Source organism: Bacillus carboniphilus, assembly GCF_020524035.2.
GTDB lineage: Bacteria > Bacillota > Bacilli > Bacillales > JAIVKR01 > Bacillus_CC.
Map to the genome: position 1 here is coordinate 717,060 of NZ_CP129013.1, position 13,450 is coordinate 730,509.

A 13,450-nucleotide genomic window follows, 5' to 3' on the forward strand; every position below is an offset into this window, starting at 1 on the left:
AAGCAATAGAAGAGACTTGATTATTTCTTCAAATCGCTTCTGAATGTGTCGGTTTAATGGCAAAGGAAAAGCGACCCAATTGAGTCGCTTTTCCTTATTGCTTATATTTCCATTATAATTGGCAAGATCATTGGACGTCTTTTCGTTTTTTCATACAAGAATGGTGCTAACGTGTCGGTAATTTCGTTTTTAATTTCTGACCATTGAGACGTTCGTCTTTCCATCACTTTGTTTAAATGTTTCGTAATCAGGTCCTGTGCATCGTTAATTAAGTCTCCCGACTCTCTCATGTAAACGAAGCCTCTTGAGATAATGTCAGGTCCTGAGGCAATATGAAACTCCTTCATATTAATGCTTACCACTACTACAACGAGCCCTTCTTCAGATAAAATTCTTCTGTCTCTTAAAACAATATTTCCGATATCTCCAATTCCACTTCCATCAATATAGACTGAACCCGATGGAATTTTTCCGGCAACTGAAGCATTATTTTGACCTATGGCTAGAACTTCACCGTTATCCATAATAAAACAGTTTTCATCTCGTACACCACAATCTACGGCTAATTTGGCATGCATTTTTTGCATACGATATTCACCGTGAATAGGCATGAAATATTTAGGTTTAATTAGCCTAAGCATTAATTTTTGTTCCTCTTGACCCCCGTGACCAGAAGTATGAATATCGTTCAATGATCCATGAATTACCTCAGCCCCTGCTCTAAAAAGCTGGTTAATTGTCCGGCTGACACTAATCGTGTTTCCTGGAATCGGAGAAGAAGAAAAGACAACCGTATCGCCAGGGATAATTTGAATCTGCCTATGTGTACCATTGGCAATCCTTGATAAGGCGGCCATAGGTTCTCCTTGACTACCGGTACAAAGGATGGTTACTTTGTGAGAGCTGGTAGACGGTTGATATCATTTGCTTCTATGAAGGTATCTTTAGGGCAACGAATGTAACCTAAATTATGTCCAATTTCAATGGAAGCTTCCATACTTCTACCAAAAACAGCAACTTTTCTACCGTGCTCGACAGCAGCCTCAACTACTTGTTGAAGCCTGTGGATGTTTGAAGCAAACGTAGCAAAAATAATCCTTCCGTTGTGTTTACGGAATATTTCTTGAATGCTTTCGCCAACTCTTCGTTCAGACATCGTAAATTCAGGGATTTCACTGTTTGTACTATCCGATAATAAGCATAGTACTCCTTCTTTACCGATCTCAGCCATTTTCGTTAAATTTGCTGGTTCGCCGACTGGCGTGAAATCAAATTTAAAGTCTCCTGTGTGAACAATGTTTCCAGGAGGAGTTTTCACCACAATGCCATATGAATCTGGAATGCTATGAGTTGTTCTGAAAAAAGTAACAGCGGTCTTTCTAAATTTAATAACATCATCTTCAGAAATGACATTTAATTTTGCTCTTCTCAATAAGCCATGTTCATCTAGTTTGTTACGAATTAAGCCAATGGCTAATTTCCCACCATAAATAGGAATATTTATTTCTCGTAGCAAGTAAGGTATTCCACCGATATGATCTTCATGTCCGTGCGTAATAAAAAGACCTTTAATTTTATCTTGATTATTAATTAAATAGGAATAATCAGGAATAACATAATCGATTCCTAATAATTCATCTTCTGGAAATTTAATTCCGGCATCGATTAAAATAATTTCATCTTGAAATTGAACACCGTACGTGTTTTTTCCGATTTCTCCTAGTCCTCCTAGGGCAAATGTTGCTACTTGATCGTTCTTAACAAATTTCATTCCATCAAATCTCCAATACTTTAAAGTTTTCATTATTTTTTTCGTAATCTAAATAGTTCCCGGTTACACGTTCAATGTGTTCAATATTATAATTTTTATCTTTTAATTTGATTCTTACCTCACGGTCAGACTCCGCTTCAACATAAATCGTGTTTGTTCTTTCACGTACAGGTACTTCCTTTGCAGGGTATTGATAGTAAACTTTAAAAATCATTTCCAATTCTCTCCTTAGCTACCGTATGTTACTCGCTTTAACTATTATATTAGAAATGTGCAATAAAGAAAAGGATGACATGACAAAACTTGAGAAACCATGAAAAAATCTCGTGTTAATGGTGATAAACACTTAAAAAATTAACTATTGAAAGGGATCCCCCAATTATTGGGGGATATAAGGTGAACAACTATTTAAGCAATTGTTTTACGATTCAAAATATTTTTCCACTGCTTTCTTATTCTTTTACGTAATTTCTTTAGCACGTTTAATCACCTCAATTATAAGAGTTCGTCCTATTGATTTTGATTATATTCCTTATTTCTAGTATATGCGAATATGCCAATGGATTTCATGGGGAATAATGGAATGAGCATTTTACTTTGTCAACTATTCATTCTCTTTATTGTTATGCTATCATGAATGGGTATTAGTTTGAGTTGTCCGTACAAATGACAATTAAATGATAGGAGAATGTTTATGAGTGAAAAAGTGATATTTTTTGATATAGATGGAACACTTCTTGACCATGAAAAAAAAATACCTAATAGTACAAAATATGCGATAGACAAACTAAAAGAAAACGGACATTATGTAGCAATCTCTACAGGTAGGGCTCCTTTTATGTTTAAAGATATACGTTCAGAACTTGGTATCGATTCTTTTGTGAGCTTTAACGGACAATTTGTCGTTTTTGAAGGAAATATCGCCTATGAAAACCCTCTTTCTGAAAGGAAACTGGAAAGTTTGCGATTATATTCAGAAGAAAGAAATCATCCTTTAGTCTTTATGAGTCATGAGGATATGAAAGCAACTGTTTATGATCATAAGTATATCCATGAAAGCATGGGTTCTTTACTTTTTAATCATCCAGAACATCTTCCTCATTATCATCAATCAAGTTCCATTTATCAAACGTTACTTTTTTGTCAAGATGGTGAGGAATTAGAATACAGACGAGATTATCAAGACTTTCATATTATTCGTTGGCACGAATATGCAACTGATATATTACCTATAGGTGGTTCAAAGGCAGAGGGAATTAAACATCTATTAGAGAGGCTGAAAATCCCTAAAGAAGATGTTTATGCTTTTGGTGATGGACTAAACGACCTTGAAATGATCGAATTTGTTGGAAATGGTGTGGCGATGGGAAATGCTGTTCTGGAGCTTAAAAATGTTGCTGATATGGTAACAAAACCTGTCGATGAACATGGAATTGAGTACGGATTAAAGAAGTTAGGGTTAATTGAATAACGTTTTTAAAAGAGTAAATGAACTTGTTAAAAGGGATGACAAATGATTGGTTGGCTCTTTTTATTTTTTTTTTTTTTTGAAAGGTTCAACTCTTTCGGAAAATGTTAAAAGTCTGAGTTCAATATTTAAAGGAACATATAGCGTTTTGTTAACGATTAAATTGAAAAGGTGTCCTATAGGGGGACACCTTTTCTATGTTGTTTCTGAATTTTTCATTTTAAGGTAAAAAATAAGTAGATGATAGTTTATTCAATTGCGTTCGCATTTTCTGGCTCGTGAAATGGATTTTCTTGATTAATATGATCGTAAAACATCACACCGTTTAAATGGTCTATTTCATGTTGCACAACAATGGCTATGTACCCTTTTAGACGAATATCGATAGGCTCTCCTTGTAGAGAAGTTGCTTTTACACGGATGCGCGCATAACGTGGAACATAGCCAGGGACTGTTCTGTTAACAGATAAGCAGCCTTCGCCCCCTTTTAAATAGGCTTTTTCCACAGAGTGGCTGATTATTTTCGGATTAATCATGGCATATTCATGCTCGTTTCCTTTTTCATCTGATGCTAAAACAGCAATCATTCTTTTAGGGATGTTGATTTGTGGTGCAGCAATTCCAACACCAGGTCTGAGGTTGTATTTTTGAGCGAGTTCATCGTCTTGGCTCATTTTTAAAAATTCCATCATCTTGGTTAATGTTTTTTTATCTTCATCAGAAGCAGGAAGAGGAATCTCTTTTGCTATTTCTCTTAAAGTTGGATGCCCTTCTTCAATAATGTCTTCCATTGTAATCATTTGACCACTCCTTTACTTACGTATAACTATTCCATTATATCGGCAATATGATTAAAACAGCAACTTACAATTATCTAAAAGGGATAGAGAGGGTCTCACTATCCCCATTTGAATATCATTAAGATAGGATGGTGAACCCGATGATCACCAATAAAATAAATAAGACAACAATTAATACAAATGTTTTTCCGTATCTTTCACTTATAGAATATGCGTAAGGATACTCGTAATGCCCATATGGATTATACATTAAACGATCACTGCTTCCTTTTGACTTGTGAGAACGTCTACTATAATGTATGGGATAGGGGCAAATGTGTATAGACATTCGTCTATATAAAGAAGGTAACAAAACATTGATGCTAAAAGGTAAGGGGATTTGTGAATATGAAAAAACGAATATATGTAGTTTTATTATTGTGTACTACCATGCTAATGAGTTGTGCAAACGATGATCCAGCAAAAGAAATTTACGATATTTTTGAACAAGTTGTTGCTATTGAAAAAGGATTTCAAGAGGAGCAAGAACCAAGGGTTGAATTAGAGAAGAAAGAAAACGAAATTTATAATAATCTTGTCGAACTTGGAAATGACCAACAAGAACAAATAGAGGAATTGTCTGATAAAGCCTTGACTAATATAAGTAAACGCGAGGAGATCTTACAATCAGAAATAGATAGTATTGAAGAGTCGAAAGAAGAGTTTTCTAAGGTTGAGGATAAAATTGATGAAATAGAAGAGGAGGACCAAACAGACCAATTACAAAAAACAATCGATATCATGAATCAACGTTATGAAGTTCATGACTCCCTAGCTACTCACTATCGAGAGGTCCTTAAACTTGAAGAAGAGCTTTACAACTTATTTAAACAAGAAGATGCTGCAATAGAAGAGATCGATGATGTCTTACAAAAAATAAATGGAAAGTATAAAGAGATCATTGAAGACAATCAACTTTTCAACGATTACACTCAACAGTATAATGAGGCAAAAATGAATTTCTATGAAATGATAGATTTACAGGTAATAGAAGAAGAATAAATAAACATAACTATAGTATAACAGAATCTTTTTGTGTACTAATACAGAAATTAAAAATAATTATATATATAAGATACAAATCATTTGACGCAGGGTTTTTGTATGATGTAAACTAAACAATGAGTTGATAGTTGTATTATTTTTTTTCTTTTTATTATTAGTACAGATCAACAAAATAAATAAGGTATTCAAACATTTTAGGTTGCTCTTGTGTCATATTATTGATTTTCGGGTAACCTATTGCTGTGAATAAGGGACTTTAGTTCAATTTATTGAACATTAAATGAATAAACGAAAGGATGAGATGGAACAGATGGCTGCTAAAACAAAAAAAGCGTTATTTGATAGCGAAAAGCAATTTAAAGATATTAGCAAGCAATTTGAAATGCTTCAAGTACTAAATGAAGCTGGTGAAATTGTCAATGAAGCGGCAATGCCGAATTTGACTGATGAGCAATTAACAAAATTAATGAAGAGAATGGTTTATACACGAGTATTAGACCAACGTTCGATTTCTTTAAATAGACAAGGGCGTTTAGGATTCTATGCACCAACAGCAGGACAAGAAGCTTCACAAATTGCTTCTCAATTTGCATTGGAAAAAGAAGACTTCATTTTACCTGGATATCGTGATGTACCACAATTAATTTGGCACGGACTTCCTTTATACCAAGCCTTTTTATTCTCACGCGGACATTATCAAGGGAACCAAATGCCTGAGGACTTAAATGCTCTTTCTCCACAAATCATTATAGGTGCTCAATATGTTCAAACCGCTGGAGTGGCACTTGGGCTGAAGAAGAGAGGAAAGAAAGCAGTAGCGATTACTTACACAGGTGATGGAGGAGTTCACAAGGTGATTTCTACGAAGGAATTAACTTCGCTGGTGCCTTTAAAGCCCCAGCAATCTTTGTTGTACAAAACAACCGTTTTGCAATTTCAACTCCAGTTGAAAAGCAATCTGCTGCTGAAACCATTGCCCAAAAAGCGGTTGCAGCCAGGAATCTATGGAATTCAAGTGGATGGTATGGATCCGTTAGCTGTTTATGCGGCTGTTTCAGATGCGAGAGAGCGTGCGATAAATGGTGAAGGACCGACCTTGATAGAAATGCTTACATATCGTTACGGACCTCATACAATGGCTGGAGATGATCCTACTCGTTATCGTACGAAAGACTTGGATAATGAATGGGAAGCCAAGGACCCAATTGTAAGACTAAGAACTTATTTAGAATCAAAAGGTCTTTGGACAGAGGAACAAGAAAACGAAGTGATCGAACAAGCAAAAGAAGAAATAAAAGAAGCGATCAAAAAGGCAGATGGGGCACCTAAACAGAAGGTAACCGATTTAATGAATATTATGTATGAAGAAATGCCAGCTTCTTTAAAAGAACAATTTGAAAAATATACAGAAAAGGAGTCGAAGTAAGCGATGGCGCAAATGACAATGATTCAAGCAATCACTGATGCGTTACGAACGGAGCTTAAAAACGATCCTAACGTATTAGTGTTTGGTGAAGATGTGGGAGTAAACGGTGGAGTTTTTCGCGCAACAGAAGGTTTGCAAAAAGAATTTGGAGAAGACAGAGTATTTGATACGCCCCTAGCGGAGTCAGGTATCGGTGGCTTAGCGATAGGTTTAGCTCTTCAAGATTACAGACCAGTACCAGAAATCCAGTTTTTTGGCTTCGTTTTTGAAGTAATGGACTCCATTTCAGGGCAAATGGCAAGAATGCGTTATCGCTCAGGTGGACGTTGGACTTCCCCAGTTACGATTCGTTCTCCATTTGGTGGTGGGGTTCATACACCAGAGCTTCATGCGGATAGTTTAGAAGGATTAATGGCTCAGCAACCTGGATTAAAAGTGGTTATTCCATCAACTCCGTATGATGCAAAAGGATTATTAATTTCATCTATTCGTGATAATGACCCAGTTATCTTTTTAGAGCATATGAAACTTTATCGTTCCTTTAGAGAAGAAGTTCCTGAAGAAGAATATACGTTACCACTTGGAAAAGCGGACGTGAAACGTGAAGGAACTGACTTAACGATTGTTTCCTATGGTGCCATGGTTCATGAATCATTAAAAGCAGCAGAAAAATTACAAGAAGAAGGATATTCTGTCGAAGTAATTGATTTACGTACAGTTTGTCCACTTGATATCGAAACGATTATCAAGTCTGTTGAAAAAACAAATCGTGCGATTGTTGTTCAAGAAGCACAAAAACAAGCTGGAATTGCAGCAAATGTTGTTGCTGAAATAAATGACCGCGCCATTTTAAGTTTAGAAGCTCCAGTTTTAAGAGTGACGGCTCCAGATACAGTCTATCCGTTTTCATCTGCTGAAGGTGTATGGTTACCTAATCACAAGGATGTACTTGAGACTGCGAAGAAAGTTCTTAATTTTTAACAATAATGATTTAGATATAAGGGTGTCTTAAATATGATCTACTCAAAGATCACATTTTTAGATACCCTCCTATCCAACTAATAGGAGGTCGAAAAGAGTGTCATTTGAATTTAAATTACCAGACATTGGTGAGGGAATTCACGAAGGTGAAATCGTTAAATGGTTTATTCAGCCAGGTCAAGAAATTGATGAAGATGATGTGCTAGCGGAAGTGCAAAATGATAAAGCAGTGGTAGAAATTCCTTCTCCTGTGAAAGGAAAAGTATTAGAATTAAAAGTGAGCGAAGGTGAAGTTGCAACTGTCGGTCAAGTTATCGTATCTTTTGATGCACCTGGTTACGAAGATTTACAATTTAAAGGTGGAGAAGAGGAAGAAGAGACTAAGCAGGAACCAGAAGGGGAAAAACAAGTAGAATCAACTCCTGAAGAGGAAAGCAAAGAAGAAGATTCCTCTCGTAGAGTGATTGCGATGCCTTCTGTACGAAAATATGCTCGCGATCATGGTGTGAATATCCAGAAAGTAACGGGATCTGGTGAAAATGGACGAGTATTAAAGGATGACATTGATACTTATTTATCTGGAGAATCTCATGATGTAACGAAAGAAACTCCAGAAAAAGAAGTAGAGATAGAAACTCCTAAAACAGAAGAAAAAGAAGCAGAACCTGTAAGTGCGCCAAAACTTGAAGGTGATTTCCCTGAAACACGTGAAAAGCTAAGTGGAATGAGAAAAGCTATCGCTAAAGCAATGGTGAACTCTAAACATACGGCTCCTCACGTTACATTAATGGATGAAGTAGATGTAACAAATCTTGTGGCGCATCGCAAAGCCTTTAAACAAGTAGCTGCTGATCAAGGAGTTAAACTTACTTATTTACCTTACGTTGTAAAAGCGTTAACATCTGCATTGAAAAAATATCCTATGTTAAATACTTCTCTTGATGACAACACAGATGAAGTTGTTCAAAAACATTATTATAATATCGGGATTGCTGCTGATACAGATAAAGGATTATTAGTACCTGTTGTAAAGCATGCAGATAGTAAAGCAATTTTTGAAATCTCAGGCGAAATAAATGAACTTGCGACAAAAGCTCGAGATGGCAAGCTTCAATCTGCAGAGATGAAAGGTGCATCCTGTACGATCACCAATATTGGTTCAGCTGGTGGACAATGGTTTACTCCTGTAATTAATCATCCTGAAGTCGCAATTTTAGGTATTGGACGCATTGCAGAGAAACCAGTTGTTAATGACGGTGAGATTGTTGTAGCTCCAGTATTAGCTTTATCATTAAGCTTTGACCACCGTATGATTGATGGTGCGACAGCACAAAATGCGCTAAATCATATTAAACGTTTGCTTAATGATCCACAATTAATTTTAATGGAGGCATAATAAATGGTTGTAGGAGATTTTCCGATTGAAACAGATACGCTCGTTGTTGGCGCAGGTCCAGGGGGATATGTAGCGGCTATTCGTGCTGCACAATTAGGTCAAAAAGTGACAATTGTAGAAAAAGGAGAACTAGGTGGAGTATGTCTTAACGTAGGTTGTATTCCTTCTAAAGCTTTAATTTCTGCAGGTCATCGCTATGCACATGCAAAACACTCTGAAGACATAGGGATTACTGCTGAAAATGTAAAAGTAGATTTCACAAAGGTTCAAGAATGGAAAATGAGTGTTGTAAATAAGTTAACGGGTGGAGTAGATGGTCTTTTAAAAGGAAATAAAGTTGATATCGTGAAAGGTGAAGCTTATTTCGTAGATGAGAACACAGTACGTGTGATGGATGAAAACTCTGCTCAAACATATAAGTTTAAGAATGCAATTATAGCAACTGGTTCACGCCCAATTGAAATTCCTAACTTTAAGTTTTCGAAGCGCGTAATTGATTCTACAGGTGCATTAAACTTAAAGGAAATTCCGAAGAAGCTAGTTGTCATTGGTGGCGGATATATCGGAACCGAACTTGGTACAGCATATGCTAATTTTGATACAGAAGTTGTTATATTAGAAGCTGCTGATGATATATTATCAGGTTTTGAAAAACAAATGAGTTCAATAGTGAAGCGTAACCTGAAGAAAAAAGGGAACGTCGAAATCTTTACGAAAGCCATGGCTAAAGGTGTTCAAGAGTCAGAAGATGGCGTAGTTATAACATATGAAGTGAATGGAAAAGAAGAAACAGTTGAAGCGGATTATGTTCTCGTTACGGTTGGAAGAAAAGCGAATACGGATGAACTTGGATTAGATCAAGTCGGTGTTGAAATGTCTGAAAGAGGAATTGTAAACATTGATAAACAATGTCGTACGAGTGTTTCAAGCATTTATGCTATTGGAGATATTGTTGAAGGACCACCTCTAGCTCATAAAGCATCTTATGAAGGGAAAATTGCGGCAGAAGCGATTGCTGGAGAAGCTTCCGAAATCGACTATCATGGAATACCTGCAGTTGTGTTTTCTGAGCCGGAATTAGCTTCAGTTGGGTATACAGAAAGAGAAGCACAAGATTTAGGTTTAGATGTAGCTACTTCTAAGTTCCCGTTTGCAGCTAACGGCCGTGCGCTTTCTTTAAATTCAACAGATGGATTCTTAAAGCTTGTAACTCGTAAAGAAGATGGGCTTTTAATTGGTGCGCAAATTGCGGGACCTAACGCATCTGACATGATTGCGGAATTAGGATTAGCGATTGAAGCTGGTATGACAGCAGAAGATATTGCTCTAACCATTCATGCTCATCCTACTCTTGGTGAAATCACCATGGAAGCAGCAGAGGTTGCTATTGGGAACCCTGTTCATATTATAAAATAATCACAAAAAAGGCAGAAACTTAAGTTTCTGCCTTTTTTGTCATATAGTCAAACGTAGCTCGTATAAAGTTATACGAATTCTCATTTATTACTTTCTATTTGTGATTCTTTTTCTGGGACAAGTATTTGCTGCACTTTTTCAATAATTTCTTTTTCTTCTTTTATCTCACCTCTTATTTTTACAAGGACTTCTTCATTTTTTACAACGTATAAAGAAGGAAAGGTCTTTACATGGTAAGGGTCTTCTTCTAATTGATTTTCATAAAAAATTTCAATACTTACTTCTTTAGGGTATTGATCTTTTATGTCAATTAGAGCTTCGTCATAAACTATATTATCGTGACTATCTGAACGATAATAAACAATTTCATGAGTGTCGTTCGTTTTAGCAAGTTTTTGATCGTTGCAGCCTGATAAAATAATAGCTATGGCAATCAAAGGGATAAAAAAACGGTCCATGCGTGATTCACCTCATTTAATCTATCCAATCATCCTAGTATATGTATATCGAAGCATGTTATCTTAAAGAAAACAAAAATTTATATAATAATATGGAATAGTGATAAACGTAAAAAATAAAAAGCTTTTTGCTTATTAATACGTTCCTATTTGGATGCTTGTAATCCAATTTTACCATGTTTTCTACAAAATCCTTTTTTTGTAACCTATTTGTTACAAAAATGATAAGATTTTATCGTTTTTTGAATAGTGAAAGATATAACAATATCACATGTAATCACGAATGGTCCTCCCATTAAATAAAACGATTTTGCCTTTTAATTTTTTCCCAATAATCTTAATAAGCTCATTTGCTTTTCCTTTATCTGCAAAAGTAGACTCTTCCGTTAATGTAAATTGAATCATATGGCCAGTTTGATTTCTTTTAGGAGAAAGTTCTATGAAGATTTTTTTATATGGAAGGGATGTAGCTTCTAGAATAATTTGATCAGTATGACTTATTTTAATGGTGTATGGAAACGCACGAGGTTCATATTCCCAGTTTAACTGTTTACTTAGTTTATTTGTTATTTCTTTGTAGTGGTGTAGTAATTCTGTAATCTTATTAATTGTTACAGTTTCATTATGATCACAAAGCATAATGTAGGATTGCTGCATAGGTTGACACCTACTCTCATTTTAATAGTTTCATTGTAATACAATGGAAATTATTATTCAATTAATACAGCCTGTAAACTTTACTGTTCCATTTATTATAATGAGGTTTCACTTGTATTTTATCGATAAACGTGCGCTTCCGCTTTTCCTTTAATGTGTTATACAATTTGGGCTTGACGAAGTAAATGTGATACATTATTATATAGTTAAAGTTAAATAGTGTTGTAGGTCAGTCGTTTGAGAGGAAAAATAGTAATCTAAAAAGTGGTAAAGGGGTAGATGGAATGGGAACGATTGTTTGTCAACATTGTAATAGCACGGTTAGTCATTTTGAAGATGAAAAAGTAACGGTTCTTTATGGGAAATGTGAAGACAGTCATGACCAATGTGTCGAAACTCACGTTGACGAGTTATAAAGCAAAAAATTTTCAGGGTCAAACAAAGGGAAGAGAAGCATTCAGCCACTAAAAGTTGAATGCTTCTTATTTTTTAATAGATCCTAGTTGTCCTCGTTAGACGCGCGCTTGCGCCTTTCTTATTTTATTGCTCTATGTTCTTTGATCACTTTTAAATGATTTAACGAGGGGTCTTCGGGACCTTGAACAGGTAGTCCCGCTTGAATGTTTTCTTTTATATAGTTTAAGTTATCCTCTGTAATGATTTCTCCTGGAATAAAAATTGGGATTCCAGGCGGATAAACCATTATAAACTCAGCAATAATTCTTCCAGCTGATTGTTCAAAAGGAATACTCTCAGTTTCTGCATAAAAAGCATCTCTAGGTGTTAAAGAGAGAACGGGAATATCAGGGGGAGCAACACCTTTGTTTTTCTCTGTTCCATTGAGGGCTGAATATTTTCCTTAGAAAGTTTAGCTAAGGCTTCAACTAATACCTCTGTGTCCTCTTTACGGTCTCCTGGAGTGATAATACATAAAATATTGTAAAGGTCAGATAGCTCTACCTCGATATTATATTTTTCTCGCAACCATATCTCGACATCATAACCTGTTATGCCAAGCTCTTTCACAGATATAATGAGCTTAGTAGGATCATAATCATGAGCTGCTCTCTTCTGAAGAATCTCTTCTCCAATACAATTAATTAAAGGGATTTGATTAATTTTCGTTCTCGTATTATTTGCTAAAGAGATTGTTTGATCGAGTAATTCTTTTCCTTCAATTGCAAGTCTTCGTCTTGCTACATCTAAAGATGCTAAAAGTAAATACGATGTTGAAGTTGTTGTTAACATACTTAAAATGGCTTGAACACGTTCGGGAGTGACAAACCCTTCTTTAATATTCAATACTGAACTTTGTGTCATAGATCCACCGAGTTTGTGAACACTCGTGGCAGCCATATCGGCTCCTGCTTGCATGGCTGATAAGGGCAATTGATCATGAAAATGAATATGAACTCCATGTGCTTCATCAACAAGTACCGGGATATTATATTCATGAGCAAGCTCAACAATTCTTTTTAAATTGGCAGATACACCAAAATAGGTTGGATTAATTACTAATAAGCCTTTTGCATCAGGGTTTTGCTTAAGAGATTTTTCAACGGCATCTATCGTAATTCCATGTGAGATGCCTAATTCATCATCAATTTCTGGATGTATGAAGATAGGGATTGCCCCTGAAAAAACAATAGCGGACATGACCGATTTGTGGACATTTCTTGGAACGATGATTTTGTCCCCAGGTCCGCAAACCGTCATGACCATCGTCATAATCGCGCCGCTTGTTCCTTGTACAGAAAAAAAATGAGTAGTCTGCACCAAATGCTTCCGCAGCTAGCGTTTGAGCTTCCTTGATCATCCCATGTGGTGCATGAAGATCATCTAAAGGACCAATATTTATTAAATCCATTGCAAGAGCATTTTCCCCGATAAATTCTGTAAATTGAGGGTCCATCCCTGCACCTTTTTTATGTCCAGGAATATGGAACTGAATCGGATTTTTGTTTATATGTTGTAAAAGCCCTGTAAATAAGGGTGTTTCGTATTGTGACAATTATTTTCCCACCTTCTAATAG

At 35.8% G+C, this 13,450-nt stretch carries 11 protein-coding genes and 3 pseudogenes; 7 read left to right on the forward strand and 7 right to left on the reverse strand.

Annotated features, from left to right (window positions below; genetic code table 11):
• Nucleotides 1–101: 101 nt before the first annotated feature.
• Both rnjA and LC087_RS03595 read right to left on the reverse strand, forming a co-directional pair.
• Nucleotides 102–1,771: pseudogene (gene rnjA, locus LC087_RS03590) on the reverse strand (ribonuclease J1).
• A gap of 4 nt (nt 1,772–1,775) precedes the next feature.
• Complete coding sequence (locus LC087_RS03595) at nt 1,776–1,985, reverse strand: DNA-dependent RNA polymerase subunit epsilon (protein ID WP_226539711.1); 210 nt, start codon at nt 1,983–1,985, stop codon at nt 1,776–1,778.
• Nucleotides 1,986–2,465: 480 nt separating this feature from the next.
• On the opposite strand from LC087_RS03595, the gene LC087_RS03600 reads away from it, so the two are divergent.
• Nucleotides 2,466–3,242 (forward strand): Cof-type HAD-IIB family hydrolase, encoded by a 777-nt coding sequence (locus tag LC087_RS03600; RefSeq protein ID WP_226539709.1) that lies wholly within the window; start codon nt 2,466–2,468, stop codon nt 3,240–3,242.
• Between the two features lie 245 nt (nt 3,243–3,487).
• Here the strand turns inward: LC087_RS03600 and def are convergent, their stop codons facing one another.
• Together def and LC087_RS19575 are read right to left on the reverse strand one after the other, a co-directional pair.
• Complete coding sequence (gene def / locus LC087_RS03605) at nt 3,488–4,039, reverse strand: peptide deformylase (RefSeq protein WP_226539707.1); 552 nt, start codon at nt 4,037–4,039, stop codon at nt 3,488–3,490.
• Nucleotides 4,040–4,157: 118 nt separating this feature from the next.
• Entirely contained in the window at nt 4,158–4,367 is a 210-nt protein-coding gene (locus LC087_RS19575) for a YjcZ family sporulation protein (protein ID WP_371932648.1), read from the reverse strand.
• Nucleotides 4,368–4,426: 59 nt separating this feature from the next.
• On the opposite strand from LC087_RS19575, the gene LC087_RS03610 reads away from it, so the two are divergent.
• The 5 genes and pseudogenes from LC087_RS03610 (at nt 4,427) to lpdA (ending at nt 10,302) form a co-directional block, all read left to right on the forward strand.
• The gene (locus tag LC087_RS03610; RefSeq protein ID WP_226539703.1) at nt 4,427–5,080 is read left to right on the forward strand and encodes a YkyA family protein; all 654 of its coding nucleotides are present in this window, start codon (nt 4,427–4,429) and stop codon (nt 5,078–5,080) included.
• Between the two features lie 313 nt (nt 5,081–5,393).
• Nucleotides 5,394–6,509: pseudogene (gene pdhA / locus LC087_RS03615) on the forward strand (pyruvate dehydrogenase (acetyl-transferring) E1 component subunit alpha).
• 3 nt (nt 6,510–6,512) lie between these two features.
• Entirely contained in the window at nt 6,513–7,490 is a 978-nt protein-coding gene (locus tag LC087_RS03620; protein WP_226539701.1) for an alpha-ketoacid dehydrogenase subunit beta, read from the forward strand.
• A gap of 97 nt (nt 7,491–7,587) precedes the next feature.
• Nucleotides 7,588–8,886 carry a dihydrolipoamide acetyltransferase family protein gene (locus LC087_RS03625; protein WP_226539699.1) on the forward strand — a complete coding sequence of 433 codons (1,299 nt, stop codon included), beginning with the start codon at nt 7,588–7,590 and terminating at the stop codon, nt 8,884–8,886.
• A gap of 3 nt (nt 8,887–8,889) precedes the next feature.
• On the forward strand, nt 8,890–10,302 hold the full coding sequence (gene lpdA, locus LC087_RS03630) for a dihydrolipoyl dehydrogenase (protein WP_226539697.1): 1,413 nt from the start codon (nt 8,890–8,892) through the stop codon (nt 10,300–10,302).
• 80 nt (nt 10,303–10,382) lie between these two features.
• Here the strand turns inward: lpdA and LC087_RS03635 are convergent, their stop codons facing one another.
• Nucleotides 10,383–10,760, reverse strand: coding sequence for a hypothetical protein (locus tag LC087_RS03635; RefSeq protein ID WP_226539695.1), 378 nt, complete (start codon nt 10,758–10,760; stop codon nt 10,383–10,385).
• Between the two features lie 267 nt (nt 10,761–11,027).
• Nucleotides 11,028–11,417 (reverse strand): DUF1885 family protein, encoded by a 390-nt coding sequence (locus LC087_RS03640; protein ID WP_226539694.1) that lies wholly within the window; start codon nt 11,415–11,417, stop codon nt 11,028–11,030.
• A gap of 284 nt (nt 11,418–11,701) precedes the next feature.
• Here LC087_RS03640 and LC087_RS03645 point away from each other — a divergent pair, with 284 nt between their 5' ends.
• A complete protein-coding gene (locus LC087_RS03645; RefSeq protein WP_226539693.1) occupies nt 11,702–11,833 on the forward strand; it encodes a GapA-binding peptide SR1P in 132 nt (43 codons plus the stop codon).
• A gap of 119 nt (nt 11,834–11,952) precedes the next feature.
• Here the strand turns inward: LC087_RS03645 and LC087_RS03650 are convergent.
• Nucleotides 11,953–13,428: pseudogene (locus LC087_RS03650) on the reverse strand (aminotransferase class I/II-fold pyridoxal phosphate-dependent enzyme).
• Nucleotides 13,429–13,450: the final 22 nt, after the last annotated feature.

Bases quoted from the DNA above. Each gene is read 5' to 3' on its own strand.
- LC087_RS03595 (WP_226539711.1), bottom strand. From the start codon at position 1,985: ATGATTTTTAAAGTTTACTATCAATACCCTGCAAAGGAAGTACCTGTA.
- LC087_RS03600 (WP_226539709.1), top strand. From the start codon at position 2,466: ATGAGTGAAAAAGTGATATTTTTTGATATAGATGGAACACTTCTTGAC.
- def (WP_226539707.1), bottom strand. From the start codon at position 4,039: ATGATTACAATGGAAGACATTATTGAAGAAGGGCATCCAACTTTAAGA.
- LC087_RS19575 (WP_371932648.1), bottom strand. From the start codon at position 4,367: ATGTCTATACACATTTGCCCCTATCCCATACATTATAGTAGACGTTCT.
- LC087_RS03610 (WP_226539703.1), top strand. From the start codon at position 4,427: ATGAAAAAACGAATATATGTAGTTTTATTATTGTGTACTACCATGCTA.
- LC087_RS03620 (WP_226539701.1), top strand. From the start codon at position 6,513: ATGGCGCAAATGACAATGATTCAAGCAATCACTGATGCGTTACGAACG.
- lpdA (WP_226539697.1), top strand. From the start codon at position 8,890: ATGGTTGTAGGAGATTTTCCGATTGAAACAGATACGCTCGTTGTTGGC.
- LC087_RS03635 (WP_226539695.1), bottom strand. From the start codon at position 10,760: ATGGACCGTTTTTTTATCCCTTTGATTGCCATAGCTATTATTTTATCA.
- LC087_RS03640 (WP_226539694.1), bottom strand. From the start codon at position 11,417: ATGCAGCAATCCTACATTATGCTTTGTGATCATAATGAAACTGTAACA.
- LC087_RS03645 (WP_226539693.1), top strand. From the start codon at position 11,702: ATGGGAACGATTGTTTGTCAACATTGTAATAGCACGGTTAGTCATTTT.